The organism is Actinopolymorpha sp. B17G11 (assembly GCF_040196095.1).
GTDB lineage: Bacteria > Actinomycetota > Actinomycetes > Propionibacteriales > Actinopolymorphaceae > Thermasporomyces.
Genome location: NZ_JBEFTW010000033.1, coordinates 45238 through 72230, shown reverse-complemented (window position 1 = coordinate 72230; position 26993 = coordinate 45238). Strand labels below are relative to the sequence as shown.

At 69.6% G+C, this 26993-nt stretch carries 22 protein-coding genes and 1 riboswitch; of the genes, 8 read left to right on the top strand and 14 right to left on the bottom strand.

Translation table 11 applies throughout. The annotated features are described in order from the left end of the window. The first annotated feature begins 101 nt into the window (after positions 1 to 101). A complete protein-coding gene (locus ABN028_RS27280) occupies positions 102 to 638 on the top strand; it encodes a COG4315 family predicted lipoprotein (RefSeq protein WP_349698599.1) in 537 nt (178 codons plus the stop codon). Between the two features lie 50 nt (positions 639 to 688). Here ABN028_RS27280 and ABN028_RS27275 read toward each other — a convergent pair whose 3' ends face one another. From ABN028_RS27275 to ABN028_RS27245, 7 genes are all read right to left on the bottom strand, one after another. Further along, positions 689 to 1606 carry a hydroxymethylglutaryl-CoA lyase gene (locus tag ABN028_RS27275; RefSeq protein ID WP_349698598.1) on the bottom strand — a complete coding sequence of 306 codons (918 nt, stop codon included), beginning with the start codon at positions 1604 to 1606 and terminating at the stop codon, positions 689 to 691. Between the two features lie 6 nt (positions 1607 to 1612). Beyond that, positions 1613 to 2461: an enoyl-CoA hydratase/isomerase family protein gene (locus ABN028_RS27270; protein ID WP_349698597.1), complete on the bottom strand. Its 849-nt coding sequence runs from the start codon at positions 2459 to 2461 to the stop codon at positions 1613 to 1615. Positions 2462 to 2474: 13 nt separating this feature from the next. Next, positions 2475 to 3002: a PH domain-containing protein gene (locus ABN028_RS27265; RefSeq protein ID WP_349326975.1), complete on the bottom strand. Its 528-nt coding sequence runs from the start codon at positions 3000 to 3002 to the stop codon at positions 2475 to 2477. An 88-nt stretch (positions 3003 to 3090) separates the two neighbouring features. Then, the gene (locus ABN028_RS27260; protein WP_349326974.1) at positions 3091 to 3933 is read right to left on the bottom strand and encodes a biotin--[acetyl-CoA-carboxylase] ligase; all 843 of its coding nucleotides are present in this window, start codon (positions 3931 to 3933) and stop codon (positions 3091 to 3093) included. Between the two features lie 141 nt (positions 3934 to 4074). After that, a complete protein-coding gene (locus tag ABN028_RS27255) occupies positions 4075 to 5364 on the bottom strand; it encodes an alpha-L-fucosidase (protein ID WP_349326973.1) in 1290 nt (429 codons plus the stop codon). A gap of 292 nt (positions 5365 to 5656) precedes the next feature. Next, positions 5657 to 6583 (bottom strand): hypothetical protein, encoded by a 927-nt coding sequence (locus ABN028_RS27250; protein WP_349326972.1) that lies wholly within the window; start codon positions 6581 to 6583, stop codon positions 5657 to 5659. 100 nt (positions 6584 to 6683) lie between these two features. After that, entirely contained in the window at positions 6684 to 9338 is a 2655-nt protein-coding gene (locus ABN028_RS27245) for a phosphoenolpyruvate carboxylase (RefSeq protein WP_349326971.1), read from the bottom strand. 257 nt (positions 9339 to 9595) lie between these two features. On the opposite strand from ABN028_RS27245, the gene ABN028_RS27240 reads away from it, so the two are divergent. The 5 genes from ABN028_RS27240 (at position 9596) to ABN028_RS27220 (ending at position 16899) form a co-directional block, all read left to right on the top strand. Continuing rightward, positions 9596 to 11341 (top strand): acyl-CoA carboxylase subunit beta, encoded by a 1746-nt coding sequence (locus ABN028_RS27240; protein WP_349698596.1) that lies wholly within the window; start codon positions 9596 to 9598, stop codon positions 11339 to 11341. 34 nt (positions 11342 to 11375) lie between these two features. Further along, the gene (locus ABN028_RS27235) at positions 11376 to 11624 is read left to right on the top strand and encodes an acyl-CoA carboxylase subunit epsilon (RefSeq protein WP_349326969.1); all 249 of its coding nucleotides are present in this window, start codon (positions 11376 to 11378) and stop codon (positions 11622 to 11624) included. Positions 11625 to 11801: 177 nt separating this feature from the next. Next, complete coding sequence (locus tag ABN028_RS27230) at positions 11802 to 13316, top strand: Nramp family divalent metal transporter (RefSeq protein WP_349326968.1); 1515 nt, start codon at positions 11802 to 11804, stop codon at positions 13314 to 13316. A 67-nt stretch (positions 13317 to 13383) separates the two neighbouring features. After that, positions 13384 to 13613: riboswitch (cobalamin riboswitch) on the top strand. Positions 13614 to 13658: 45 nt separating this feature from the next. Next, positions 13659 to 15941 carry a 5-methyltetrahydropteroyltriglutamate--homocysteine S-methyltransferase gene (metE, locus tag ABN028_RS27225; protein WP_349698595.1) on the top strand — a complete coding sequence of 761 codons (2283 nt, stop codon included), beginning with the start codon at positions 13659 to 13661 and terminating at the stop codon, positions 15939 to 15941. Positions 15942 to 15969: 28 nt separating this feature from the next. Beyond that, on the top strand, positions 15970 to 16899 hold the full coding sequence (locus ABN028_RS27220) for a helix-turn-helix transcriptional regulator (RefSeq protein ID WP_349698594.1): 930 nt from the start codon (positions 15970 to 15972) through the stop codon (positions 16897 to 16899). A gap of 21 nt (positions 16900 to 16920) precedes the next feature. Here the strand turns inward: ABN028_RS27220 and ABN028_RS27215 are convergent, their stop codons facing one another. Continuing rightward, positions 16921 to 18285, bottom strand: a complete 1365-nt coding sequence (locus ABN028_RS27215) for an ADP-ribosylglycohydrolase family protein (RefSeq protein ID WP_349326965.1) — start codon at positions 18283 to 18285, stop codon at positions 16921 to 16923. A 118-nt stretch (positions 18286 to 18403) separates the two neighbouring features. Here ABN028_RS27215 and ABN028_RS27210 point away from each other — a divergent pair, with 118 nt between their 5' ends. Next, complete coding sequence (locus tag ABN028_RS27210; RefSeq protein WP_349698593.1) at positions 18404 to 19030, top strand: Maf family protein; 627 nt, start codon at positions 18404 to 18406, stop codon at positions 19028 to 19030. A 9-nt stretch (positions 19031 to 19039) separates the two neighbouring features. On the opposite strand, the gene ABN028_RS27205 is transcribed toward ABN028_RS27210, so the two are convergent. The 6 genes from ABN028_RS27205 to ABN028_RS27180 form a co-directional block, all read right to left on the bottom strand. Continuing rightward, a complete protein-coding gene (locus ABN028_RS27205) occupies positions 19040 to 19792 on the bottom strand; it encodes an SDR family NAD(P)-dependent oxidoreductase (RefSeq protein ID WP_349326963.1) in 753 nt (250 codons plus the stop codon). A gap of 70 nt (positions 19793 to 19862) precedes the next feature. After that, positions 19863 to 20735, bottom strand: a complete 873-nt coding sequence (locus ABN028_RS27200) for a fumarylacetoacetate hydrolase family protein (protein WP_349698592.1) — start codon at positions 20733 to 20735, stop codon at positions 19863 to 19865. A 60-nt stretch (positions 20736 to 20795) separates the two neighbouring features. Further along, on the bottom strand, positions 20796 to 21599 hold the full coding sequence (locus ABN028_RS27195; RefSeq protein ID WP_349326961.1) for a sugar phosphate isomerase/epimerase family protein: 804 nt from the start codon (positions 21597 to 21599) through the stop codon (positions 20796 to 20798). Positions 21600 to 21789: 190 nt separating this feature from the next. Further along, a complete protein-coding gene (locus ABN028_RS27190; RefSeq protein ID WP_349698591.1) occupies positions 21790 to 23403 on the bottom strand; it encodes an HNH endonuclease signature motif containing protein in 1614 nt (537 codons plus the stop codon). A 194-nt stretch (positions 23404 to 23597) separates the two neighbouring features. After that, positions 23598 to 25133: an acyl-CoA carboxylase subunit beta gene (locus ABN028_RS27185; RefSeq protein ID WP_349326959.1), complete on the bottom strand. Its 1536-nt coding sequence runs from the start codon at positions 25131 to 25133 to the stop codon at positions 23598 to 23600. Between the two features lie 195 nt (positions 25134 to 25328). Then, a complete protein-coding gene (locus tag ABN028_RS27180; protein WP_349326958.1) occupies positions 25329 to 26495 on the bottom strand; it encodes an acyl-CoA dehydrogenase family protein in 1167 nt (388 codons plus the stop codon). 99 nt (positions 26496 to 26594) lie between these two features. On the opposite strand from ABN028_RS27180, the gene ABN028_RS27175 reads away from it, so the two are divergent. Further along, the gene (locus ABN028_RS27175) at positions 26595 to 26993 is read left to right on the top strand and encodes a MerR family transcriptional regulator (protein ID WP_349326956.1); all 399 of its coding nucleotides are present in this window, start codon (positions 26595 to 26597) and stop codon (positions 26991 to 26993) included.

Genomic DNA, 26993 nt, shown 5'->3' with positions numbered 1-26993 from the left:
AAGAGACCGGTTGCCCGCAGCCGCCGATGGGTAACTTCTCATCGGCACGAGAACGGCGAGCGCCGGTCCGCGGGGCCGGCCACGGGGGAGGTCGTTGCGTCGTGGGAAAGTCCTGCCCGCTTCGGGCGTCGGTCCGGCTGGGCGGCGTTGCCGTCGCGCTGGCCGCCATGATCATCGGGTGCACCGGCGGGGGAGCCGACAAAAATGACGACGGAGTGGCTGTGACCAAACCGGCCGTCCGGGTGGTCAACGCACCTGAGATCGGCAAGATCGTGGTCGACGCCAAGGGCATGCCGCTCTATGTCAATGACCTCGATACCGGGCGCAAGATCGCATGCGGGGGAGAGTGCGCGATGACGTGGCGGCCGTTCGCCGTCGCGAGCGCGGCCGTCCCGCTGAAGCTTCGCGGCGTCAACGGCAGCTTCGGTACCGTGAAGCGGTCCAACGGCACCTTCCAGCTGACGCTGACCGGCCACCCGGTCTATACGTACACCAAGGAAGGGACGCGGGGAACGGCGAAGGGCAACGGCATGACCGACACGTACCAGGGCAGGAAGTTCACCTGGCACGTCGTCACGGCCACCGGGCGCGTGGAGCCCGCGGGCTCCGCGAGCCCGTCCGCAACGCCAGACCGCTGACCGAGCCGCGCCGCGGTGGACCGTTCGGCGCGGCGCGCTTCGGCGCGGTGTTACCGGGCCGCCGGCACGGTACGGCTGCGCGGCCCGGCCCGCAGTACCTGGGACGGGAGCTGACGGCCGACCAGCCGCTCCGCCTGGGCGGCGACGTCGAGCAGCCGATCGAGGTCGACTCCGGTCTCGACGCCCATGTCGGCGAGCATGTGGACGAGCTCCTCGGTGGCGATGTTGCCGCTCGCGCCCGGTGCGTACGGACAGCCGCCCAGTCCGCCGACACTCGCGTCGAATTCGGTGACGCCGATCTGCAGCGCTGCGAGGACGTTGGCGAGCCCCGTCCCCCGCGTGTTGTGGAAGTGCAGCGCCAGCGGAGTGTCGGGCAGGGTGGCGCGGGTGGCCTCGACGAGCCGTTCGACCCGGGTGGGCGTGGCCATGCCGGTGGTGTCGCCGTAGGCCAGGGAGTCCGCTCCCGCGGCGACGGCCGCCCGGGCAACGGACAGCACCTGCTCGAGGAGGATGTCCCCGTCGTACGGACAACCCCACGCGGTGGCAACCACGACCTGGCAGGTCGCTCCGCGTGCGTGGGCGAGCGCGACGATCGGGGCGAGGCCCGCGAGGGACTCCTCGGTCGAGCGGTTGAGGTTGGCGCGGTTGTGTCGGTCAGAGGCCGACACCACGACCTCGAGAGAACGTGCGCCGGCATCGAGTGCCCGCTCGGCTCCGGTGAGGTTCGGGACCAGGGCGGAGTAGTCGATGTCGGGATCCTTGCTGATCCGCTTCCACACCTCCGTTGCGTCCCCCATCGCGGGGATCGCCCGAGGATGGACGAAACTGACCGCCTCGATCCGCTGCAGCCCGGTTCCGGACAGCGCGTCGATGAGCGCGACTTTGCCTTCGGTGGGCACGGGATCCTCGTTCTGCAGGCCGTCCCGTGGTCCGACCTCACGGATCGTCACCCGCTCAGGTAGCCGCATGCTGGCTCACCTCCCGGTACCAGTGTCCCCCGGCCACCTGGTGACTTCTGGCCAACTGGGCGGGCGCTTCTCGTTGAACGCGGCGATGCCCTCTCGCCGGTCGGCCGAGAACGCCGTCTCCCGCCACGCGGCGTCCTCGATCTCCAGCCCTTCGGCGAGCCCGGCGGCCGCACCGAGCCGGAGGGCCCGCTTCGCGCTGCGTACGCCGACCGGGGAGTTGCCGGCGATCTGCCGCGCCAGGTCGACGGCGGTTTCGCGTGCCTGGCCCGGCGGCACGAGGCGGTCGACGAAGCCGAGCCGTTCCCCCTCCGCCGCCTCCACCCGCCGGGCGGTGACGATCAGGTCGAACGCACGGGACCAGCCGATCCGGCGCGCCAGCAGCTGCGTACCGCCGCCGCCAGGCACGAGGCCGACCGACACCTCGGGCAGTCCGAAGATCGCGGTCTGGTCGGCCACGATGAGGTCACCGGCGAGGGCCAGCTCGAACCCGCCGCCCAGCGCGTAACGGTGCACGGCGACGACGACCGGCACCGGGAGGTCCAGCAGCCCGCCGAACGCCGCCCGCATGATCGGCCGCTGCGCCCACAGGTCGGCGTCGGTGAAGTCGCTGCGCTCCTTCAGGTCCGCACCGACGCAGAACGCCTTCTCACAGGCGCTCGACACCACGACCGCCCGGACACGGCGATCTGCGGCGAGGTCGGCGGAAGCGCGCCCGATCGACCGGGCGAGGTTCGTGGAGAGCGCGTTCAGCGCCTCCGGCCGGTCGAGAACGAACTCCGCGACGTTGCCGGCGTCGTCGAGGCGCCGCAGCCGCACACCGTCGTAGGCCGCCTCGTCGTACGTCCGCTCCCCCATGCCGGCAAGTCTCTCAGGTCACCTGCCGCCGCTCGCGGACCTCGTCGTCGTCGGCCTCCCGGGCGAAGACGAGTTCGGACAGGGCGCGCTGGACCTTCTCCACCTGCGGTACGTCGGGCAGGACGACCTTGCCCTGCTCTCCCGCGGACCAGATGACGAGCGTTCCGCAGCCGAGCATGCGGTCGAGGAGCCCGCGCTCGCTGGAGACGTCGTTGACCCGGGTGAGCGGGATGTCGCGGCCGGTACGCGTGATGACGCCGTGCCGGGTGATGATCCGTCGGTCGGTGACGGCGTAGGTGGAGGCGAGCCAGGTGAGCAGTGGCCAGATGGCGTAGACGAGGGCACCGATCACGGCGATGGCGACGAGCCCGATCCGGATCCACTGCTGGTACTCGCCCGCCGGGATGAGCGCGACGACGATCACGGCGGCCACCACCGTGGCGAGCAGGAGAAGCACCGGACCGATCATGATCTTCCAGTGCGTACGCATGCTCATGACGAGTTGCTCGTTCTCCCCGAGCAACTTGGCTGAGATGCCCATCGGTGCTCCTCACAGGTGTCGGCGAAGGTGTCCGCACGGGTGTCGGCAGTGCGTGACGGTCAGGCGAATCATGCCCGACGTCGGCGGGTCAACGCACGTGGACGACGTCGCCCGCGCCGAGCGGCCGGTCACCGGCGGCGGTCTCGACGACGAGCCGACCCTCGGAGTCGACCTCGCGGGCCAGTCCCTCGACCCACCGGTCGGGTCCGATCTGGACGCGCACCTGGCGGCCGATCGTGGCGCAGCGCCGGAGGTAGGCCTGGCGGATTCCGCCGCCGGCTCCCTCCGCGGGGTCGCCGTGGGCGTCCCGCCACGCGCGGTAGAGAGTCTCGAAGGTACGCAGGAGCGCGATCAGCAACGTGGAACGGTCTGTGTCGGCCGCCCCGGCGAGGCGCAGGGAGATGGCATGGTCGTCAGGCAGTTCGTCCGGGGCGCTGGTGACGTTGAGGCCGATCCCGACGACCGCCGCCGGATCTTCGGGGATCTCGATGCGCTCGACCAGGATTCCGCAGAGCTTTCGTTCGGCCAGGAGGACGTCGTTCGGCCACTTCAGCACGGGTCGTACGCCAGAGACCGCGGCGACGGCCTCGACGACCGCACAGCCGGCGAGCAGCGGGAGCCACGGCCAGCGGCGGGGCGGCACGGCGTCGCCGGGACGGAGCAGGATCGAGAACGTCAGACCGGAGCGGGGGGCCGAGGACCAGCCACGGTCGAGGCGGCCGCGCCCGGCACTCTGGTGCTCGGCGACGAAAACGCTGCCCTCCGGGGCGCCGGCGAGAGCACGGGTGCGGAGTTCGGCGTTGGTCGATCCGGTCTCGGTCACGACCTGCAGGTCGCTCACGAACCGGCCCGGTCCGGTGAGGGCACGCCGCAACTTGTCGGCGCGCAGGGACGGCCGGTCGAGGTCGACGTACGGCGAGCCCGAAGCCATGGCACCAGCCTATGGCGTCCGCGCCTCCCCGCAGTGCGGGACTTGTCAGAGGTTTCTCGTCATAGAAGACGAGAAACCTCTGACAAGTCCGCTGACGACCGAAGACGGCACCGCGTGCCGACAGGCGTGGCGGGCACCGCCTCAGGACAGGAACAGCTCCACGACGGGGACGAGTTCGTTCGGGCGCTGGATCGGCAGGTCCAGCGTCACCGTGCCGGCCGGGATACCGCGCAAGGAGGTGTTGCCGTCATCCTCTGAGCCGGCGTACTCCCGCCACCGGACCTCTGAGGCATCGTGGAGCAACTGCGCGTACTTCACCCTCCCTGCCAACCCCGGCAGGTGCACGTGCCGGAACGGCCAGGCGAACAGGTGCAGGTAGAGCCGGTCCCCCCGTTGGGTGTAGCGCGCGTCGGCCGGAGGGGTGAAGTCCGAACGGCCCGCGCCGTAGATCGCCCGCCCGTTGCGCCTGGTCCAGCGCCCGATCTCCTCCAGCGTGGCCAGAGCCCGCTCGTCGAACTCCCCGCGCCCGGTGGGGCCGACGTTCAGCAGCAGGTTGCCGTCCTTCGACACCGAGTCGACCAGCATCCGTACGAGCAGGTCGGGCGACTTCCAGTCGAGGTTGTCCCGGTCGTACCCCCAACTGCCGTTGAGCGTCTGGCACGCCTCCCACGGCACTTCCCGGCCGTCGATGGTCGGCGCGGTGTGCGGTTGGAACTGCTCAGGTGTCGTGAAGTCGCCGGGGTAGTCGAGCCGGTTGTTGATGAGGACGTCCGGCTGCAGGCCGCGGACCAACGTGACGAGCGCCTCGGAGTCCCAGTCCTCGCGGCCCTTGCCGGGCAGGCCGTACGCCTCTCGTCCCGGGTAGGAGAAGTCGAACCACATCACGTCGACGTCGCCGTAGCGGGTGAGCAGTTCCTCGACCTGCCCGTGGAGGTACGCCCGATAGACCGCGATGTCGCGTTTGCCGGGGACGGTCTCGCGGGCGCGGTAGTCGGCGTCCTCGATCCGCGGGTGCATCGTGTCGACGGTGTAGTGCGGGTGGTGCCAGTCGATCACCGAGTGGTAGAAGCCGACGCCGAGATCCTCCGCGCGGAACGCGTCGACGAACGGGCGCAGCAGGTCGCGCCCGGCGGGCGTCTTCGTCGCCTTGTAGTCGGTGAGGTCGGAGTCCCACAGGCAGAAGCCCTCGTGGTGCTTCGTGGTGAGCACGGTGTACTTCATGCCGGCCCCACGCGCCGCCTGCGCCCACACACGCGGGTCGTAGAGATCGGGGTCGAAGTGGTCGAAGTAGGGCTGGTACTGCTCGTCGGTCAGCTGCTCCCGCTTCTTCACCCACTCGTGCCGGGCCGGCAGGGCGTAGAGCCCCCAGTGGACGAACAGCCCGAACCGGCGTTCGCGGAGCTTGTCAATTGACGCTTGCGGTGCCGGCATGGTGGAGACCCTTCTCGCGCGGTGTGTTCTTAGGTCAGATGTCTATCCATATATCCGAGCCGATCGCAAGAGGCGGGGCATTGCCGATGCCGGCACCTCAGCCCTTGGATGAGGGTCACCCTGCGCCGAACCTATGGGCGGAAGGGCACCCTCATGCGAACGGCGACTGGGCGAGGGCACCCTCATGCGAACGGCGACTGGGCGCGGCGGCGAATGACCACGCTGAGCATGCCTGTCGGTGCAGGACAGGCGTCGGTGCGCGGCCCGGGTACCAAAGGCATGCTCAGCGTGGTCATTCGCCACGGGGCGCGCCCTGCGCCGAGCCGCCCTGATTCGCCCGCAGGACCTTGAGCGCTCCCACGGTTGCGTACCCCCGCCACTCGAGGGCGCCGGCCGCGGAGTGGGAGGTGAAGTCGACGATCCACCCGCCGTCGTCCTGCTGGAGACTCGCGAGCCGTCGAAGGTCCGCGGCGATCACGTCGTGGCTCAGCGCGGCGCGGAGCGGACGGCCCGGCAACGGGGAGAAGTCCAGCGGGCGTAGGGCCTCGTCCTCGATGCCACCCTCGACCGGCAACGTTCCGGTGTCCGGAAGTAGCCGGCTCAGGCGGTCCAGCTCGGTCGCGGCCTCCGGGCGTACGTCATGGATCGCGTCGAGGAAGCACAGGACGTACCGGAGCTCGAGCGTGCCGCGCGGACCGTCACGGCTGGTGACGCGCCGCAGGCAGAAGTCGGTGGCACGCGCGAGCCACGGATGGTCGCGGACCGCCGGATCCTGTCGCGCGACGCCGTGGGCGGCAGCGACGACGGCCGCCGTGATGTGCAGCGACGAGGCGGACGGATCGGCCTCGGCCCAGAACGGCGCCGACCCCGCGCGGGCGGTGAGGGGCAGCGCGAACGGCAGTCCCCCGTCGGACAGGGTCACCGACGCCAGCCAGTCACACAGGTGGCTCGCCACCTCGCCCGTCCCGCGCCCCACCTCCTCCAAGACCTCGAAGGCGTGCAGCGCACCCGCCGGTTGGCTCTCCGGCGACCGCAGGTCCGGCTCGAGGCCCCAGCCGAAACCACCGTCGTCGTTCCGGTACGCCGTGACAGCGGCGAGGAGCGCCCCCGCCCTCCCCTGCCCGGTGATCAGGTCGAAGCGCCGGCGGTCGAGCAGCCGGGCATGGGTCGTCATGAAGGCCGCGGCCCGGTCCAGGTCGATGTCGAGATCGATGTCCATGCCCGTCATGCTGCCCGGGGCGGACGGGTTTCCACTTGAACGGATCGGACACGCCGGGCACGGGCAGCGCGGCCCGCGGCGAGGGCACAGCAGGTGCGGCTCAGCCGGTGTTCTGCAGACCGGCGGCCACGCCGTTGACGGTGAGGAGAACCAGCCGGCGAAGGCGCTCCGCCTCGCCCTCCGACAGCGTTTCCGTACGAAGGACTCGGAACGCCCGGAGCTGGAGGTAGGACAACGCGTCCACGTACGGATTGCGCAGCTCCACCGCGCGGCCCAGCACGCGGCGGTTCTCCAGCAGACGTTCGTGGCCGGCGACGGCGAGCACCCAGTGCGTGGTCCGGGCGTGCTCGTCGAGGACCTGCTCGGCGAGATCGGGCCGGCGGCCGAGTTCGAGATAGCGTCGGGCGATCCGGGCGTCGGTCTTCGCAAGCGACATCTCGACGTTGTCCAGCGTCACCGCGAACAGCGGCCACTCGGCGTACGCCTGGCGCAGCGCGTCGAGGTCGCCGACGGCCTCGAGTCCGGCACCCACGCCGTACCACCCGGTGAGGTTGACCCGCGCCTGCGTCCAGGCGAACACCCACGGGATGGCGCGGAGGTCCTCCAGTGAGGAGACCGCGAGGCCGCGCCGCGCCGGCCGCGAGCCGATCGGCAGCTGGCCCAGCTCCTCGACCGGGGTCACGGCGGTGAACCAGTCCGCGAACCCAGGGCTGCGGACCAGCCGGTGGTAGGCCGCCCGCGCCGCGTCGTCCATGGTGCGGGCCAGCCGGGCGAACCTTTCCGCCGCCGTCGCGGTGCGCTTCTCCACGGTCGGGGTCGACGCGAGGAGGGTCGCCGCGGCGACCTGCTCGATGTGCCGGCGCGCGATGACCGGGTCGCCGTAGCGGGCGAAGATGACCTCGCCCTGCTCGGTGAGCTTGAACCGCCCACTGACCGAGCCGGGCGCCTGCGCGAGCACGGCACGGTTGGCTGGTCCGCCACCGCGGCCGAGGGCGCCACCGCGACCGTGGAAAAGGGTCAGCCGAATGGAGTTCCGGTCGGCCCAGGCGGCGATCGCGGCCTGCGCGTCGTAGAGCGCGAGCGTCGCCGACAGCGGACCGGCGTCCTTCGCGGAGTCGGAGTAGCCGAGCATCACCTCGTAGCGGCGCCCGGTCTCGGCGAGTCGCGCCTGGACCGGATCCAGCCCGAGCGCGTCGTCAAGCACAGCCACCGCCCGGCGAAGATCGTCCTCGGTCTCGAAGAGGGGTACGACGTCGAGTGCGAGCGGTCGGTCGTCCATCGCGTACCGCGCCAGCTCATAGACCGCCGCGATGTCCTCGCAGGACTGTGTGAAGGATACGACGTAGCGCCGACACGCGTCGGCTCCGAAGCGCTGCTGGATCTGGGCCATCACCCGGAAGACCGCGAGGACCTCCTCGGTCGCGGCCGAGAGCTCACCACCGGAAGGCAGCGCCCGCAGCTCGGCGAGGGCATGGCTGTGCACCTTCGAGTGCTGGCGTACCTCCAACTCGGCCAGGTGGAAGCCGAACGTCTCGACCTGCCAGATCAGGTGCTGGAGTTCGCCGTACGCCTGCCGCCGGGCGCCCGCCGCCGCCAGCGACGACTGGACGATCCGCAGCTCTGCCAGCAGCTCGCCGGCACTGCCATAGGCGAAGTCGGCGTTGCGCTGCCGGGTCGCGGACAGTTTGCGGGCGGCAAGGAGCATGACCTGCCGGTGCGGCTCACCCGGCGACCGGGTCGCGGCGTCCTCTGCCAGGTCGGGGAAGGCGGCCCGGGCGTCGGCCAGCAGCCGGCGTACGGCAGGGGCGGGCGGGGTGGTCTCGGCGTCGGCGGTGAGCGCGCGGCCGACGCGCTCGCAGACGCGTTCGAGGGCACGGAGCACGTGGTCGGCCTGGATCGCCATCGCCCGCTGCGTGAACGCCGCCGTCACGAACGGGTTGCCGTCGCGGTCTCCGCCGATCCAGGACCCCAGCCGGACGAACGCCGGCACCTTCGGCGGCTGTGTGCCCGCCGCCTCGCCGGCGAGTTGGTCGTCGAGCTGGCGGTAGGTGGCCGGCAGTACCTGGAAGAGCGTGTCGTCGAACACCGTCATCGCCGTGCGCACCTCGTCCAGCGGGCCGGGTTTGGTGGTCCGGATCTGGGAGGTACGCCAGAGCAGGTCGATCTCCTCCAGCAGCCGGCGCCGGTTCTCGACCAGCTCACCGGCGCCCAGCTGGCTGTCGCGTGCGGAGAGCAGGCCCGAGATGCGCCGGATCGCCGACGCCACGGCCCGGCGGCGCGCCTCGGTCGGGTGCGCGGTGAGGACCGGACGGAACTCCAGTCCGTCGAGCAGGGCCAGTGCCTGCTCCTCGCCGTACTGCGCGCTCACCTCGGCGACCGCGGCGGCCATCGAGTCGCGGACCGGTTGGTCGCCGGTGTCATAGGCGCGGAGGGCGCGGACCCGGTGGTACTCCTCGGCGAGGTTGGTCAGATGGAAGTAGCAGGTGAACGCCCGAGCGACATTCTCGGCGCGCTCCAGATCCCAGGACGCGACCAGGTCCTCGCTCGCGGTGGCCGCGTCTTCGGCCGCGGCGTGATCATCATGGTGTGCGGCGATCGTCAGCTCGCGGAGCCGCTCGACGTCGGCGAGGAGGGTGGGGCCGCCGTACTCCTGCAGGACCTGGCCCAGCAGCTCACCGAGCAGGCGGACGTCGGCCCGCAGTGGAGCCGGGACCTCGAAGCGCGCGTGCACGCGGGAAGGCGGAGTGGTGGGCATGTTCGCAAGCGTAGTCCGCCCTCTCCCCCACCCCCGTCCCGCACGGACGCCCCCATCCCGTGATCATGATCGTGATCATGAACGTTTTGGGGGTCTATGGCCCCGATTCTCTTCATGATCACGGAAGGTGGGCGCGTCGCAGGACCGGCGGACGGCCGCATTTCGGGTATCAGGGGAGTAGCCCCGCCACGGCTGTACGTGCCGCCCGGCGGAGTAGGCTCGCTGGCCGGATCGACATGTGTGGGGAGGACCGACGAATGGGACCCGGGCAGCCGGAGACCGCAGCCGGGTCGGCGAGCGAGCCGGGGGACGGTGGGACGAGTCAACCCAGCGACGATCAAAAGGGGGCCGCCGGCCCAGGCACGACCGCCGACGCCGCCAGCCCCGCCGCCGGCAACGACGCCAACGGCCAGGTGGACACCCCCAGCGACATCCACACGACTGCTGGCAAGCTCGCCGACCTCGAACTCCGCCTCGACGAAGCCATCCACGCCGGCTCCGCCCGCGCGATCGAACGCCAGCACGCCCGCGGCAAGCTCACCGCCCGCGAACGGATCGCCCTCCTTCTCGACGAGGGTTCCTTCGTCGAGCTGGACGAGTTGGCCCGCCACCGCTCCACGAACTTCGGCCTGGAACGCAACCGTCCCGCAGGCGACGGCGTGGTCACCGGCTTCGGCACGGTCGCCGGCCGCCAGATCTGCGTCTTCAGCCAGGACGTCACGGTCTTCGGCGGCAGCCTCGGTGAGGTGTACGGCGAGAAGATCGTCAAGGTCATGGACCTCGCCCTCAAGACCGGTTGCCCGATCGTCGGGATCAACGAAGGCAGCGGTGCCCGGATCCAGGAAGGCGTGGTCTCGCTCGGCCTCTACGGCGAGATCTTCCGCCGCAACGTCCTCGCGTCCGGGGTGATCCCGCAGATCTCGCTCATCATGGGCACCTGCGCGGGCGGGCACGTCTACTCCCCCGCGCTCACCGACATCACCGTCATGGTCGACCAGACCTCGCACATGTTCATCACCGGACCAGGCGTGATCAAGACGGTCACCGGGGAGGACGTGTCCTTCGAGGACCTGGGTGGCGCGCTGGCGCACAACTCCAAGAGCGGCAACGCCCACTACATGGCGACCGACGAGCACGACGCCATCGACTGGGTCAAGACGCTGCTCGCCTACCTTCCGCAGAACAATCTCGAGGAGCCGCCCGCCTACGCCGCCGAGGACCCGGCGCCTGCGATCAACGACGAGGACCGCGAGCTCGACACCCTGATCCCGGACTCCGCCAACCAGCCGTACGACATGCACACGGTCATCGAGCACGTCCTCGACGAGGCGGAGTTCCTCGAGGTGCACCCGCTCTTCGCACCCAACATCGTCTGCGGCTTCGGCCGCGTCGACGGGCGCACCATCGGTGTGGTGGGCAACCAGCCGTTGCAGTTCGCCGGCTGCCTCGACATCGACGCCTCGGAGAAAGCCGCGCGGTTCGTCCGTACCTGCGATGCGTTCAACATCCCCATCCTCACGTTCGTCGACGTACCGGGGTTCCTGCCGGGTACCGACCAGGAGTGGAACGGCATCATCCGCCGCGGCGCGAAACTCATCTACGCCTATGCCGAAGCGACAGTCCCGCTGGTGACCGTCATCACCCGCAAGGCCTACGGCGGTGCGTACGACGTCATGGGATCCAAGCATCTCGGCGCCGACGTCAACCTCGCCTGGCCGACCGCCCAGATCGCGGTGATGGGGGCGCAGGGTGCCGTGGAAGTGTTGTACCGCAGGGAAATCGCGGGGACCGAGGATGCGGCCAGCGCCGATGCGGTGCGGAAGAAGCGGATCCAGGAGTACGAAGACGCGTTGGCGAACCCCTATATCGCTGCCGAACGCGGCTACGTCGACGCCGTCATCTTCCCGCACGAGACCAGGGTCGAGGTGGTCCGGGCGCTGCGCCTGTTGCGGAACAAGCGCGAGACCCGGCCGCCACGCAAGCACGGCAACATCCCGCTGTAGGGTCAGATCCACCATGAACGGCGAGGAGCGAGCGATGGCGACGCCCGTCGAAAGCGACGACGAGCCGCTGTTCCAGGTCGTCAAGGGAGACCCGACGCCGGCGGAGTTCGCCGCACTCGTCGCCGTGATCTCGGCGAAGCTCGAGGCCGGCGCGGCGGATCGGCAGCCGCACGACACAGCCACCTGGCACGCCGCCCCCCGCTGGGCGGCGTACTGGCGAAGGACCCGCCAGCCACTGCGGCCCGGTCCGGGCGCCTGGCGGGCGAGCGCCCTTCCCCGCTGAGGCGATCCCGCATCGCGAAGCACCCAGGGCCTATCCGCGGCGACCGCAACGTTTTCGAACACGAGCTGAGCAATTCCGGCCGTCGTCCCTCTTGTCACGACACGTGCAGGAGGACCACTATCTGGTGGGATGCGACGGGTACCGTCGCCCGTCGCCGTGGAACCGCGGAGGCTTGCCATGGCCGAAAGCGTCGAGACCACCGGTACCGCACAGGCCACCCACCCGCTGGGGGTGAGTCGCCCAGATCTCGCAGTCGCCGATCTCCCTACGCCTGAAGAGGTTTTCGGCGTACGCAGGCTCGGTTTTCGGGAGCTCGTCAAGTTCGCGATCGGCCCGAGCCTCATCGCGCTCGGCATCTCCATCGGCAGTGGTGAGTGGTTGCTCGGCCCGCAGGCGGTCGGTACGTACGGCTTCATCGGCGTCGGCTGGGTCATCACGATCTCCGCGCTGCTGCAGACGTTCTACAACGTCGAGTGTTCCCGCTATGTCGTGGCGACCGGCGAAGTTCCCGTCGTCGGTTGGGGGCGGGTGCCGCCCGGCTGGATCCTGTGGGTGCCGCTGTCGGTCTTCGTCATCATCTTCGCGTTCATCGCCGGTGGTTGGGCGGCGTCCGCGGGCCAGGGCGTCTACGCCCTCGTGCACGGAGAGATCGCGGCGAGCGGCGCGGAAGAGCCACGGATCTACGCGATCCTGCTGCTCGTGGTCGTCTTCCTCATCACCGCCACGGCCCGGCGGATCAGCCGGGCGCTCGAGCTCGCCAACTGGATCATGGTCGGCACGATCCTCGTCCTCCTGCTGATCCTCGACCTGCTGCTCGTGCCCGCGAGCCTTTGGTGGGAAGGGATTCGTGGCTTCGTCACCCCGGCCGCCCCGCCTGCCGGCATCACCGCCACCGAGCTCGGCGGCCTCGCGGGCTTCACTGCCCTCGCGTCCGGGCTGAACTGGTACATCATGAGCCACTACCGTGACAAGGGCTACGGCATGGGCCACCGGGTCGGTTTCCTGAGCGGTCTGCGTGGCGACCGGAACGCCGTCCTCGCAAGCGGCATCACGTTCCCCGACGACGCGAAGAACCGTGCCCTGTGGCGGCGGTGGTACCGCCTGCTGCTCACCGACATGTGGGGCGTCTTCTTCGTCGGTGCGATGCTCGGCATGCTTCTCCCCACTCTGTTGATGGCGCGCGCGGTGGAGATCCGGGGCGAAGGGCCGACCCCCGAGACCGTTCCGACGTTCGTCGCCGACGTCCTTCGCGGCGAGTACGGGACGTTCGTCTTCTACGTCGCCTTGCTCATGGGCGTCTTCGTCCTCTTCAGCACCCAACTGGGCATCTTCGAGGCGATGGTACGAACCACCACGGACGCCTCGCACGCGACGAGTTCGAGGCTGCGCGCGTGGATCGAGGGCGATCCACGGAAGTTCTACTACCCGTTCATGATCCTGCTGCTCGTGATCATCAGCATCGTCATCCACCTGGCGGTGCCGGTCGGCCTCGTCCAGTGGTCGGCGAACATGGCGAACTTCGGCGCCCTGATCTATCCGTTCATGCTCATCTATCTCAACCGGCAACTGCCGAAGCCCGCACGTCCGCGCCCCTGGCACACCGTGATCCTGCTGTTGAACGTCCTGTTCTTCGGTTTCTTCTTCGTCAACTTCGTCGCCGACCTGGTAGGCGACCCGCTCATCACCTTCTGACAAGGCCGCTGCCGAGGCCCGCCCTGTGCTTCAGCCGGGCTGCAACGGTCCGTGGGCCCTGGGCGCTATGGTCGTAGGTGTGGTTGGTTCGCTCGACCGGCACGACCCTTCGTGACCGGCCGGGCGAGGTAAGAGGGAACCCGGTGGGATTCCGGGACTGCCCCGCAGCGGTGAGTGGGAACGACCGCCGTACGAACGCACTGGGCCGACATCATCGGTCGCCTGGGAAGCGACGGCCAGTAGGCAGAGCGCAGAGCGCCCACGAGTCCGAAGACCTGCCGACCGCCCGCGCGCCGCCCCGGCGTCGCGGTCCGCTATCTGAGTTCCCGAGGGAAGGACTCCATGGCAGTACGTACGACCGTGCTCGGATATCCCCGGATCGGCCCACGGCGCGAGCTCAAGCGCGCGGCGGAGGCATTCTGGGCGAGCCGATCCGATGCCGAGACTCTTCACCAGACCGCCGTCCAACTCCGCCGGCAGACGTGGGAGTCGCTGCGCGACGCCGGCGTCGACGACATCCCGTCCAACACCTTCTCGCTCTACGACCACGTGCTCGACCAGGCGGTACTTGTCGGCGCGATCCCGGAGCGGTTCGCCGGCCTGGAGGGGCTCGAGCGTTACTTCGCGATGGCCCGTGGCACCGCCGGGGTGCCGCCACTGGAGATGACCAAGTGGTTCGACACCAACTACCACTACCTCGTGCCGGAGCTCGGCCCGGAGACGGCGTTCCGGCTCGACCGCGACGCCGCGCGGAAGCCGGTCGCCGAGTACCGCGAGGCGGCGGCGCTCGGGATCGACACCCGCCCCGTGCTCCTCGGCCCGGTCAGTTTCCTGCTGCTGGCGAAGCCTGACACTGAAGCGCCCAAGGGGTTCCGGCCGCTCGACCTGCTGCCGGGCCTGCTCGACGTGTACGCCGACCTGCTGGCGGAGCTGGCGGCCGCCGGGGCGACCTGGGTGCAGCTCGACGAGCCGGTGCTCGCCGCCGACCGGACACCCGAGGAGATCCAGGCCGTCCGTACGGCCTACGACCGGCTCGGCGGCCTGCCTCCGAAGCGGCGACCCAAGCTGGCCGTGGCCACGTACTTCGGGGCGATCGGCGACGCGCTGCAGACTCTCGGTCGTACGCCGGTGGAGGGCGTTGCGCTTGACCTCGTGACCAGCCGGGCCGACGTCGCACGCATCGCCGGCGCGGGACTCGCGCGGAAGACGCTCTTCGCCGGCCTGGTCGACGGCCGCAACGTCTGGCGTACCGACCTCTCCGGCGCTCTCGCCACTGCCGCCTCGCTCCTGGGTTCGGTCGGCGAGCTGGTCGTGAGCACCTCGTGCTCGCTGCTGCATGTCCCGCTCGACCTCGACCTGGAGCGGGGCCTGCCGGCGGACCTTCGCGAACGGCTGGCGTTTGCCCGGCAGAAGGTGGCCGAGGTGGTCCTGCTGGGCCGCGCGCTGCGGGAGGGTCGGTCCGCGATCGAGTCGGAGCTTTCCGCGGCCACGCGCGCCCGAGCGACGGCCCGGCAAGGTGCGGTTGACGCGCGGGTGCGAGCCCGGATCACCGCGCTGGGCGAGGGCACGCCACGAGGCGACTTCGCCGCCCGGGCGGCCACCCAGAAGGCGGTGGGGAACCTGCCGTTGCTGCCCACGACGACGATCGGGTCGTTCCCGCAGACGAAGGAGATCCGCGCCGCACGGGCCGATCTGCGGGCGGGTCGGATCTCCGCGGCCGACTACGACGCCGCGATGCGGGCGGAGATCGACCGGGTGATCGCCCTGCAGGAGGACGTCGGGCTGGACGTGCTGGTCCACGGCGAGCCCGAACGCAACGACATGGTGCAGTACTTCGCCGAACGCCTCGCGGGCTACGCGAGCACCGATCATGGCTGGGTCCAGTCGTACGGCAGTCGTTATGTCCGGCCACCGATCCTCGCAGGGGACGTGTCCCGGCCCGAGCCGATGACGGTGGAATGGACGACGTACGCACAGTCGCGGACGACGAAGCCTGTCAAGGGAATGTTGACAGGCCCGGTGACCATGCTCGCGTGGTCCTTCGTCCGCGACGACCAGCCGCTCGCCGACACCGCGAAGCAGGTGGCGCTGGCGCTGCGGGACGAGATCCGCGACCTGGAGGCGGCGGGCATCCGCTACATCCAGGTGGACGAGCCGGCCCTGCGGGAGCTGTTGCCGTTGCGAGCGGCGCAGCAACCGGACTACGTCGCGTGGGCGGTCGCGGCGTTCCGACTGGCGACGTCAGGGGTCTCCGACGGCACCCAGATCCACTCGCACATGTGCTATTCGGAGTTCGGGGAGATCGTCGACACCATCGACGCGCTCGACGCCGACGTCACCAGCGTGGAGGCGGCCCGGTCCCGGATGGAACTCGTCGCCGACCTCGCACGGGCGGGCTACCAGCGAGGTATCGGGCCCGGGGTGTACGACATCCACTCGCCGCGGGTGCCCAGCACCGACGAGATCGAGACCGCGCTGCGGCTCGCGCTGGAGGCGGTGGAGGTCGACCGGCTGTGGGTCAACCCCGACTGCGGACTCAAGACCCGCGGCTATGCCGAGGTCGAGCCGGCGCTACGGCACATGGTCGAGGCCACCCGCCGGGTGAGGTCCAGCCTGTCCACCTGAGATCCCGGACGGCCTAACCTGTCTGTTCGTGACATGCCGTGTGGTCGTCCGGACCGGTCCGGAGGTGGCGCACTACCCGCCTGGCGCCACCTTCGGACCACGGACGCTGGTCGACTACGAGTTCGTCTGGCTCCTCGCCGGGAGCGCGCGCTGGACCTGCGACGAGCCCGACAGCACGCGCCCGGAACCGCCGACGCGCCGCCACCTGCGACCCGGCACCCTGCTCCTCGCCCGCCCGGGGATGCGGGACCATTTCGCCTGGGACCCGACGCGGGCATCGCTGCATGCGTTCGTCCATTTCCGGGTGCTCGAAGCCGATCTCGACACGCTCGGACCACCGGAAACCTGGCCGATCTCCCGGGCGCTGACCCCGGCCGACCCGCTCGCGGCACTGTGCCGGTACTCCCTGTGGCTTGGCCGGGGAAGGGCTCGAGGGACCCAGCCGGGAACCACGCGCACGGGCCAGAACGATCGCACGACCGACGTCCTGGGCTTCCTGCTCGACCTGTTCGTCCGTGGTCCCGTTCCGGCCGATGACGAAGGCGACGAGATCCATCCGTACCTCGCGCGGCTCGCCGACCACCTTCGTCGGACCTGGCGCGGCGGTGGGACCACACCGCTCGCGCTCACCGAGATGGCCGCCGCGGCTGGCATATCCACAGGACACCTGAGCCGGTTGTTCCGGGCGGAGTACGGGATCGGGCCGGTCGCGGCGATCGAGCTGGTCCGGCTGGCCCGGTCGGCCACCCTGCTCCAGCGCAGCAACCTCACCGTCGGGGCGGTCGCGAGCGCGTGCGGCTTCGCCAATCCGTTCCACTTCTCCCGCCGGTTTCGCGCGGTGTACGGCGTCCCGCCGCGCACCTACCGCACCGACCGGGGCTCCGACGATCCACTCGCACCGCTCACCCCGGCCGGCCTCCTGCCCCTCGCGCACCGCCTGCTCGTCGACGACGCGTAGACGTGGCCCGACCAGACCTGGTCAGGGGGAGGACCTGGTCAGGGGTGGAGGAACGCGCTGGGAGGAGTACGTACGAGCCAGTGCGAAGGTCCGTTGCGCAACGTCGCGGATGCTGCTCCGGTCGAACCCGTAGAGCCCGCTGCGCAAGGTGTCGGCAAATGGCGATGTCCAGTGCCGCGGCAACCCACCCCTTCCCACGAAAGCGCCGGCGACCGAACCCACCGTCGCGCCGTTGGAGTCGGTGTCAAGGCCGGCTTGCACGGTCAGCCCGATCGCCCTGGTGTAGTCGTCCTCGGCGTAGAGCAGTGCCAACACGCAGGCAGCGGCGTTGTTGATCGTGTGCACCCAGTGGTAACGGCCGTAGCGTTCCCGCAGCTGGGTCAACGCGTCGTCCCAACTGACCTTCGAGTCCCGGACCCAGACCGCCCAGGTGAGCGCCTCGACCAGCCGGGTCCGCTGCGGCACGTGGTTGATCGACTCCTCGACGGCCTCCCGCAACGTCCCGGCCGTGAACGCCGCCGCCACCAGCGCCGCCGCCCACATCTCGCCGTAGATCCCGTTGCGCACATGGGAAAGCGCCGCGTCCTCGAACGCCATCAGGGCCGCGTCCCTCGGCCGTCCGGCACACACGTACCCGAAGACGTCGCCCCGGATCTGCGCCCCGATCCACTCGCGGTACGGATTGTCCACCACGGCGGCGACGGACGGGTCGACGCCGTTGACGAGGTTGCGGTAGGTCGCCCGCTCAGCGGTGTAGGTGAGGTGGTACGGAAGCCGCAGGAGCCATTCGGCGGCCACGTCGGCGGTGGTGAAGTCGAAGCCCTTCGTCTCCAACAGGTGCAGGCCGAGCAGCGTGTAGTCGAGGTCGTCGTCGCGCGGTACACAGGTGATCCGTCCCTTGGTCGTCTGTGTCCAGCACGGGTTGAGGACGTAGCCCTCGGGCATCGGGTCGAGCCGCGTCACGTAGTCGCGGATCGGGTAGTTGTGGGTCTGTTCGAGGTAGCTGCGCAGGCGTTCGGGCGTCCAGTGCTCGCCGTTCTCGACGGGTTTGCCGAGGCAGTTGCCGGCACATCTTCCGAGCCACGCGGCCTCGATCCGGTCCCGCAACTCGGCCGCCCCGATCGGCCGCTGGCCGCGGCTACGGATGCGCGTCGGCGGGAGTTCGGCCTCGATCTCGGCCCTGGTTGAGGGTTCGTGGTAGGGCCATTCCGCGGACTGTTTCAGCTCGGCCATCTGGTCGAGGAGAAGACGGGCGCGGGTGACCGTCATCTCGCCATGGTCGGCGTCAAGCTGGGCTTGCACAGCCGCCACGTCATATCCCGACTCGATGCGTTGTTCGATTTCGTACGCAAGAACGGTCGGAAGGTCAGCCGGCTCTTTCTCCACAGGTCTCCTCAGGGCACAGATCTTGCCGACGTGACCCTACCGAGTCCGCGGGGTGACCGCACGCGACACTACCGACACGGACAGCAGACGTCAGGGCGACCCTCGTAGGATGCGGCCCGTGCCCCATCCAAAGCAACCCAACCACCATCGCCTTGTCCTCGCCTCGGCCTCACCAGCCCGGCTCGCGACGCTGCGGGCCGCCGGTATCGAGCCCACCGTGATCGTGTCCGGGGTCGACGAGGACGGCGTGGCAGAAGAGAACGCGGCACAGCACGCACTCACGCTCGCCTGCCGCAAAGCCCTTGCGGTGAAGGACAATCTCCCGAATGAACCGGCCCTCGTCATCGGCTGTGACTCGGTCCTGGAGTTGGCCGGCGAGGTCCTGGGCAAGCCGGGGACCTCCACCGAGGCTGTCCGCCGGTGGCGTCAGATGCGCGGTCGCGCCGGCAACCTGCACACCGGGCACTGCGTTGTCGATGCCGTTTCCGGACAGACGGCCGCTGCCGTCGGCTCGACCGTCGTCCACTTCGCGGACGTGACCGACGCCGAGATCGAGGCGTACGTCGGCACCGGCGAACCGCTCGCGGTCGCGGGCGGGTTCACGATCGACGGACTCGGCGGTGCGTTCGTCGACCGGATCGAGGGCGACCACCACAACGTGGTGGGGCTCTCCCTGCCCCTGCTCCGGCGCCTTCTCGGCGACCTGGGGGTCAGCTGGCCGGACCTGTGGACGAAGGGAGCCTGACGACTTTCGTCACGTCCGCGGACGAAGGCGGAGGTTCTGCATCCCGCCGTCGACGAAGACCTCGACGCCCGTGCTGGCACCGGCCGCGGGCGACGCGAGGTAGATGATCGCCGACGCCACTTCGCGTGCGGAGACCAGGCGGCCCATCGGCTGGCGGGCCTCCAGGGCCTTGCGCTCGGCGACGGGATCGTCGGCCCGGTCGAGCAGCCGGCCGATCCACGGGGTGTCGGCCGTGCCCGGGTTGACGCAGTTGACCCGGATGCCCTCGTGGACATGGTCCGCCGCCATCGCCATCGTCAGCGAACGCACGGCCCCCTTGGACGCGCTGTAGAGCACGCGCTGCGGGATGCCCGCCGTCGCCGCAACGGAGCAGGTGTTGACGATCGCGGCCGACGGTGACTTCCGCAGGTGCGGGAGCGCCGCACGGCTCACCCGGGCCATCCCGACCACGTTGACGTCGAGGACACGGTGCCATTCCGAGTCGTCGTTGTCGGCCACCGTGCCCTGAGCCCCGATGCCGGCGTTGTTGACCACGATGTCGAGCCGGCCGAACTGCTCGACGACCGTCTCGATCGCCGTGCGTACGGACGCGTCGTCGGTGACATCGCACTGCACCCCGACGAGCGGCTCCCCCACCTCCTTGGCGTTGAGGTCGAGGCAGGCGACCTGCGCGCCTCGCGCGGCCAGGAGCTCCGCGACCGCCAACCCGATGCCCGACGCACCGCCGGTGACGGCCGCCGCCAACCCGTCGAAATCACCCATCGCCTTCTCCGCTGTACGTTGCGTTGGTCCGGTGGTCCGGTGGTCCGGTGGCCCGGGGTACCGTCGCCGCTCAGGCCTCGACCAGCCGCTGGCGCTGCCGGCCGAGCCCGTCGATCTCCAGCTCCATGACGTCACCCACCTGGAGGTACGGGAAACGCCCGGACAGCGCCACACCCTGCGGCGTTCCCGTGTTGAGTAGGTCGCCCGGCTCGAGGACGAGGTACTGCGACAGGTGCCAGATGAGATAGGCCACGTCGAAGATCATGTCCGTGGTCGTGGAGTCCTGGCGTACGTCGCCATTGACATACGAACGCAACCCCAGCTTGCCCGGCGTCACCTCGTCGGCCGGCACGAGCCACGGGCCGAGCGGGTTGAACGTCTCGGCGCACTTGCCCTTCGACCACTGGCCGCCGGACTGTTCCTGCTGGAACGCCCGCTCCGACACGTCGTTGGAGACGACGTAGCCGGCCACGTGGTCGAGCGCCTGTTCGGGCGAGTCGAGGTAACGCACCCTCTTGCCGATCACCACACCGAGCTCGACTTCCCAGTCGGTCTTCTCGGCGACACGCGGGATGCGTACGTCGTCGTACGGACCGACCACGGTGTTGGGGTGTTTGAAGAACAGAATCGGCGTGTCCGGCGGCGGGGACCCGGACTCGGCGGCGTGGGCAGCGTAGTTCTGGCCGATGCACAGCACGGCCGTCGGCCGGGCGATCGGCGCACCGATCCGCAGGGCGCTGCCGTCGCCCGGGTCGTCGAGCGCCGGCAACCCGCCATCCGTGACGGCGGCCCGGACTCGGCCGATCCCGTCGTTCGCCAGGAAGGCGCCGTTGATGTCGCCACCGGTGTCACTGGTCAGCGACGAGAGGTCGAAGAGCCTGCCGTCATCGGTGCGTACGGCGGGGCGCTCCTCACCGATGTTCCCCAAGCGCAACAGCTGCACGTCAATGCCTCCTTGACAGGTGAGGGTGGAGCCACGGGCACGGAGCGCGGGCGCCTACGGTCAGGCAGCCCAGGTGGAGTGGCCGTGCGCGACCAGCCAGTCGCCGCCGGCCTTCGCCACGTCGAACGGATCACCGGCGGCCTCGTCGAGCTCGATCACGTGGTAGCCGACGTTGGTGCCGGCAGCGATCGCGGCGACGTTGTCGACCGACCCTTCGCCGACCGCCGTCTGGAGCTGGTCGCGGACGCCTGGGCCGTCCTTGACGTGCAGGGTGAACACCCGGTCAACGTAGGACGTGATGACCTCGGCCGGGTTCTGGCCCGCCGTGTGCGCCCAGTAGACGTCGACCTCGAGGAAGACCCGTGGGTCGAGGTTGTTCACCAGGAGGTCGTAGGCGGGCGTGCCGTCCTCGACGGGCTGCCACTCGAAGTCGTGGTTGTGGTAACCGACCTTGACTCCACGGGACTCGGCGCGAGCCGCCGCGGCGTTGAGCCCCTCGGCGAGCAGCTTCACGCCCCCGGCGGTGGCCAGCGCCTTGCCGTCGACGCCGGCGACCGCGCCCGGAACGGGGGCGATCAACCGGTCGGTGCCGAGGATCTCCAACTCGTCGTAGACCGCGTCGGCCTCCTCGCCCGCTGACACCGATCCGTGCACCGCCACGACCTTGAGGCCGTTGGCGTCGAGCTCGGCCCGGAACGTGCGCGCGTCGGCCAGCCGGTCGGCGACCTCCCGCTGCGCGTTGCCGATACCGAACGCCTCGACCGCGCGGAAACCCTGCTCGGCCGCGCGGGCAAGTGCCGCCGCACGGTCCGCGGCGAGTGCGTCGCGGACGGTGTAAAGCTGGAGGGCGAGGGGTGTCGCCATGGTTGTCACGCTCCGTTGTGGATGAGCTCGTGGTTGTCGAGCGCACAGACTGCCGGTCCCGCCCATCCTGCCTGAGTGCCCGCGGACCGAATACACCGTCCCAGTGCCTGAGACGTCACGTCCGGTCGAGGACGTACGTACGCCCAGGTCAGCGGCCCACCGGTAGGTGCCAGCCGACCCGCTGGTGGAATCAACGCGGTGTTGATCCTGCGCCGGTCGCCGGGTCGATCGCGTCGGCGCTGGGTGGCGGTTCGGGGTCGACGGTGTAGGTGTGGCCGAGGGGGCTTTGGGTGGTGAGGTGGCCGGGTTGGTTCTGGGTCCACCACCAGCCGGCTTCGTGTTTGGCGCGGTGGTGTCGTCGGCACAGTGGGGCCATGTTGCACAGGCAGCTGGGTCCGTCGAGGCGGTGTTCGATGGTGTGGTCGAGGTCGCAGGCGGTTGCGGGTCTGGAGCAGCCGGGTTGGGCGCAGGTGCGGTGGGTGGCCTGGATGAGGCGGCGTTGGGCCGGGGTGGGTTTGTAGCGGCGGCTGGAAGCTTGGTGGTAGACGACTTTGCCGTCGATGGTGACGGTGCGGCAGTACTCGAACCCGCCAGCTGCAGCGTTCTTGATGTCGTCGATCACCGCGGGGGTGATCGCGCCGAGGCCGGCGAGTTCGCCTGCCTTCTCGCCGAGGCGGAGCCAGGTCTCCAGGTCGGCGACCAACTCCACCTTCGCCACCAGCCGCTCATCACCTGCCTCGACACACGCACCACCATCACCCGGGGCATCCCAGGCATCCACGTCACCGACGACCTCGTGTTCGGTGACACTGCGGGACGCGCTGCCAAACGCGCTGCCGGACACGGGGCCGGACGCGGGGCCGCGGTCGGGGTTCCAGTCGAGGTCGAGGTCGCGGTCGGGGTTCCAGTCGAGGTCGCGGTCGCAGTCGCAGTCGGGGTTGCCGGGCGCCGGGTCGGGGCTGCTGGTCTGGTCCGCAGTTGTGGCCGGATCGGCGGCGGCGGCCGTGACTGCGGGATTAGCGGCGGGGTTTCGGCCGCGGAGTAGGTCGAGGAACACGTCGGCTTCGATCTGCGCGAGCGTCCTGCCGTCGCCATCGCCCTTGATGCGTTTGGCGAGGGATTTGACGAACACCCGCGCGGCCGCGGTACCGGCCATCGGCAGGTCCTGACCCGTGATGCTGCCCGTGCCGTCGGGGTTAGCCCCGAACCGGATCCGACGTCCCTGCTGCGCCTCCCGCCGACGCTCCTCCGCACCGTCCGGGTCGAGCTCCAGCACCTTCCGCCGCAGCCGCCGCACCAACTGCGCCCGAGTCAAACCCAACCCGACCGCAGCATCAGCAGCAAGGATGAACTCCTCCGCCCGCCGCGCAAGCTCCGGCGCCAACCAGGACGTCTCCTCCGCGATCGTCCGCGCCTTGCCCAGATTGATGCTCCCCGCCGCGAGTGCGGCCCGAGTGCCAGGGAGTCGTTCGGTCAACTCGTAGGCGAAGGACAGTTCCCGATCAGCCGACCCCGGCGACAAACCCAACGCCGCACCCACCTCCGCAGACGCGAATTCACCAAAACACCGATCCAGCTCAGGCGGCGAATCCGGCTCACACGCCGGCGACCGCGCCACCATCCCCATCGCCCCATATAGCTGCGCGTTCGACCACGACACCTGCCGCTCCCACGCGGCCATCACCACCACACGCGCATGACCATTCACCGCAGCAACATCGATCCCCGCTAACACCGCGGCAAGCTCAGGACCCGGCGCAGCCGAAGCCAACGCACTGAGGTCAGGAACCCGAGGATCGAACATAGGAGCGAGTCTACCAGAAGTTGATCAGAACCACGGCCAGAACAGGCTTGTTTTCAAGAGGGTTCGCCGTCTGCCATTCACCCAGCCGACACGGATAGCGCTCATCGCGGAGCTCCGGCCAACGCCACTCACACCCATAGCGGAGCTCCGGCCGGTGCCAATAACGGACTTCGCCGGCGCGGTGAGGTCACCGCTCACACGGGAGGGACGCCGTGCCGCTTGTCCGGCGTACGACGGTCCTTGGTCTGGGCAGCCGCAAGCCGCGCCACCAGCTCACCACGCAGGGCGCCCGGTTCGACCACCGCGTCGATCACGAGGTCAGAGGCGAGCCGCAGAATGTCGATGTCGTCTTCGTACTCCGCCCGCAGCCGCTCCACATAGGCTTCCCGCTCGACCGGATCCTCGATCTCGGCGATCTTGTTGTAGTACACGGCATTGATCGCCGCCTCCGGTCCCATCACCGCGATCTTCGCCGTCGGCAGGGCGAGGCATGCATCGGGTGAGAATCCGGGCCCGCACATCGCATAGAGCCCGGCACCATAGGCCTTGCGCACAATCACCGACACGGTAGGAACGTTCGCCTCCGCCACCGCGGTGATCATCTTGGCGCCCGCGCGGATGATTCCCTGGCGTTCCACCTCGCTGCCGATCATGAATCCCGGAACGTCGGCGAGGTAGACCAACGGCACGTTGAACGCATCGCAGAGCCAGATGAACCGCGCCGCCTTGTCCGCACTGTCGACGAACAGCACTCCACCTTTGACCGCGGGATTGTTGGCGACGACCCCGACGACCTGACCTTCCAGACAACCGAACCCCACGATGAGCTCTGGTGCGTACAACGGCTTGATCTCGAAGAACGAGTCGCCGTCGAGAAGGGCGTCGAGCACCTCGTGCATGTCATAGCCGATGCTGTCCTGCTCCGGCACGAGGTCGGCGGTGAAGTCACGCGCGGGCGGACTCGCGGCGTACGACGGCGGACGATCGCGCCAATGTGCCGGTATATAAGAGAAGTACGTCTTGGCGAGGTCGATCGCCTCGGCGTCGTCGGCCGCCAGCAGGTCACCGCAACCTGAGATTGACGCGTGCATCCGCGCGCCGCCCATCTCCTCCAGTGACACCTTCTCGCCGACGACCATCTCGGCCATCCGGGGCGAGCCGAGATACATCGACGCGTTGCCCTCGACCATGATCACGAGATCGCAGAACGACGGGATGTACGCACCTCCGGCAGCGGACGGGCCGAACAGGCAACAGACCTGCGCGACCTTGCCCGACAGCGCCACCTGGTTGGCGAAGATCCTTCCCGCGCCACGACGACCTGGAAAGAGCTCCACCTGGTCAGTGATCCGGGCACCGGCGGAGTCGATGAACCAGAAGATGGGAAGCTCGTCACGCAAGGCGATTTCGGTCGTACGCACGATCTTCTCCACCGTGCGGGCACCCCAGGAGCCCGCCTTCACGGTGGGGTCGTTGGCCACCACCAGGACGGGGCGTCCGCCGACGAGGGCACGGCCGGTGACCACGCCGTCGGCCGGCAGGTCAGCGGCCGCTGCATTGGCCAACTGACCGTCCTCGACGAACGTGCCCGGGTCGACGAGCAGGGCAACCCGGTCACGGACATAGAGCTTCTGCGCGTTCGCAAGCCGCGCGGCACCTTTGTCGGACGGGCGCAACGTCGCCTCGCGGGCGGCCGCGACTGCCTTGGCGTGGTCCTTGCGTTCACCCATCGCGTCGCCCCCAGTGTCCTTAGGCCCTGTCTCCCAAATCGCGCCTGACTCGCGACGCCCCGCATCCCGGCTGGCTGCGTTCTCGTCGATCGGCGCACAAACCCAGTGCGCCTTCCTCCTCCGCCTAGCCAACCGGGCGCGGATGCGCCGCTCGCTTGACCGGCGCCATTTGGGAGACAGGGCCTAGTCAGAACACTAACGGACCGGCAGGCCCAGGTCGCGGGCGATCACGAGCCGTTGGATCTCGCTCGTCCCCTCACCGATCTCCAGGATCTTCGCGTCACGGTAGAACCTGGCGACCGGGTACTCCTCCATGAAGCCGTACCCACCGAAGACCTGCGTCGCCGTCCTCGCCGCAGCCACGGCGGCCTCGCTGGCGAACAGCTTCGCCATGGCGGCGGCGCGCTTGACCTCGGCGGCCGGTCGGCCGGCGTCCTTGGCCGCCGCGGCCTTGTACGTAAGGAGTCGCCCCGCCTCGACCGAGACCTGCAGGTCGGCGATCTGGAACGCCACCCCCTGGTTGGCACCGATCGGTTTGCCGAACGACGTCCGGCTCTTCGCGTAGTCCAGAGCGGCGTCAAGGCACCCTTGCGCGAGCCCCACCGACAGCGCCGCCAGGGCGATCCGCCCATGGTCGAGGATGGCGAGGAACTGCTTGATCCCCTCACCCCGCCGCCCCAAGAGGTGGTCGACAGGCACGCGGGCGTCCGTGAAGGTCAACGGATGCGTGTCGGACGCGTGCCAGCCCAGCTTGCGATAGGCCGGCTCGACGACGAAGCCTGGCGTGCCTGACGGAACGATGATCGCGGAGATCTCCGGACTTCCGTCCGGCAGGTCACCGGTCCGCGCCGTCACGGTGACGAGAGAGGTGATCGGCGTACCGGAGTTGGTGATGAACTGCTTCGACCCGTTGACAACCCAGTGGTCATCGGCAACGACGGCACGCGTCTTCGTCGCCGCCGCATCCGAACCCGACTCGGCCTCGGTGAGCCCGAAACCCGCCAACGCGGCCCCGGCGGCAAGGTCCGGGAGCCAGCGTTGTTTCTGTTCCTGCGTACCCCAGGAAAGGATCGGCCCGATCCCCAACCCCACCGCGGCCTCCAGCGTCAGGCCGAGCGACTGGTCCACCCGGCCGACCTCCTCGATCGCGACGCAGAGGCTGGTGAAGTCGCCGCCTGATCCGCCGTACTCCTCGGGCACCGGCAACCCGAAGAGTCCCAGCTTGCCCATCGCCTGGACGGTCTCGACCGGGAAGTGGTGCCGCTCGTCCCAGTCGGCGGCATGGGGCGCGATCTCCGCCTCCGCGAACTCGCGCACGACCTCACGGAAAGCTTCGTGCTCAGGTGAAAGCTCGAACGTCATGATCCCCAGAGCTCCCGCCGCTCGGTGGCCGCGAGGCCACGTTTCGCTTACGCTTACGTAAACGTAAGTCTGACTCTACCTCGGCGCAAGGGATATCCGATGAACGCTCCCGCCCGATCGACGCAGGAAACCTGGACCATCACGGAACTGGCCGCGGAGTATTCGGTGACACTGCGGACGATCCGGTTCTACGAGGACCAAGGCCTCATCTCGCCCGAGCGGCGTGGGAGCCAGCGGGTCTTCCGCGCCCGCGACCGGGTACGCCTGGGCCTGATCCTGCGCGGCAAGCGGCTCGGCTTCTCCCTCCAGGAGATCGCCAAGATCGTCGACATGTACGACGCGGAACCCGGGGAGGCCGGGCAGCTGCGGTATCTCCTGGAGCAGATCGCCGTACGACGGGAAGAACTCGAGCAGCGCCGCCGCGACATCGAGGAGACGCTGGACGAACTCGCCGAGGTGGAACGCCGCTGTCGCGAGGATCTTGCACGATTACCCTAG

Excerpts from the sequence above, each read along its gene's own strand:
- ABN028_RS27275 (WP_349698598.1), bottom strand. The coding sequence starts at position 1,606 with ATGCGGCTACCTGAGCGGGTGACGATCCGTGAGGTCGGACCACGGGAC.
- ABN028_RS27270 (WP_349698597.1), bottom strand. The coding sequence starts at position 2,461 with ATGGGGGAGCGGACGTACGACGAGGCGGCCTACGACGGTGTGCGGCTG.
- ABN028_RS27265 (WP_349326975.1), bottom strand. The coding sequence starts at position 3,002 with ATGGGCATCTCAGCCAAGTTGCTCGGGGAGAACGAGCAACTCGTCATG.
- ABN028_RS27260 (WP_349326974.1), bottom strand. The coding sequence starts at position 3,933 with ATGGCTTCGGGCTCGCCGTACGTCGACCTCGACCGGCCGTCCCTGCGC.
- ABN028_RS27255 (WP_349326973.1), bottom strand. The coding sequence starts at position 5,364 with ATGCCGGCACCGCAAGCGTCAATTGACAAGCTCCGCGAACGCCGGTTC.
- ABN028_RS27250 (WP_349326972.1), bottom strand. The coding sequence starts at position 6,583 with ATGGACATCGATCTCGACATCGACCTGGACCGGGCCGCGGCCTTCATG.
- ABN028_RS27245 (WP_349326971.1), bottom strand. The coding sequence starts at position 9,338 with ATGCCCACCACTCCGCCTTCCCGCGTGCACGCGCGCTTCGAGGTCCCG.
- ABN028_RS27240 (WP_349698596.1), top strand. The coding sequence starts at position 9,596 with ATGGGACCCGGGCAGCCGGAGACCGCAGCCGGGTCGGCGAGCGAGCCG.
- ABN028_RS27235 (WP_349326969.1), top strand. The coding sequence starts at position 11,376 with ATGGCGACGCCCGTCGAAAGCGACGACGAGCCGCTGTTCCAGGTCGTC.
- ABN028_RS27230 (WP_349326968.1), top strand. The coding sequence starts at position 11,802 with ATGGCCGAAAGCGTCGAGACCACCGGTACCGCACAGGCCACCCACCCG.
- metE (WP_349698595.1), top strand. The coding sequence starts at position 13,659 with ATGGCAGTACGTACGACCGTGCTCGGATATCCCCGGATCGGCCCACGG.
- ABN028_RS27205 (WP_349326963.1), bottom strand. The coding sequence starts at position 19,792 with ATGGGTGATTTCGACGGGTTGGCGGCGGCCGTCACCGGCGGTGCGTCG.
- ABN028_RS27195 (WP_349326961.1), bottom strand. The coding sequence starts at position 21,599 with ATGGCGACACCCCTCGCCCTCCAGCTTTACACCGTCCGCGACGCACTC.
- ABN028_RS27190 (WP_349698591.1), bottom strand. The coding sequence starts at position 23,403 with ATGTTCGATCCTCGGGTTCCTGACCTCAGTGCGTTGGCTTCGGCTGCG.
- ABN028_RS27185 (WP_349326959.1), bottom strand. The coding sequence starts at position 25,133 with ATGGGTGAACGCAAGGACCACGCCAAGGCAGTCGCGGCCGCCCGCGAG.
- ABN028_RS27180 (WP_349326958.1), bottom strand. The coding sequence starts at position 26,495 with ATGACGTTCGAGCTTTCACCTGAGCACGAAGCTTTCCGTGAGGTCGTG.
- ABN028_RS27175 (WP_349326956.1), top strand. The coding sequence starts at position 26,595 with ATGAACGCTCCCGCCCGATCGACGCAGGAAACCTGGACCATCACGGAA.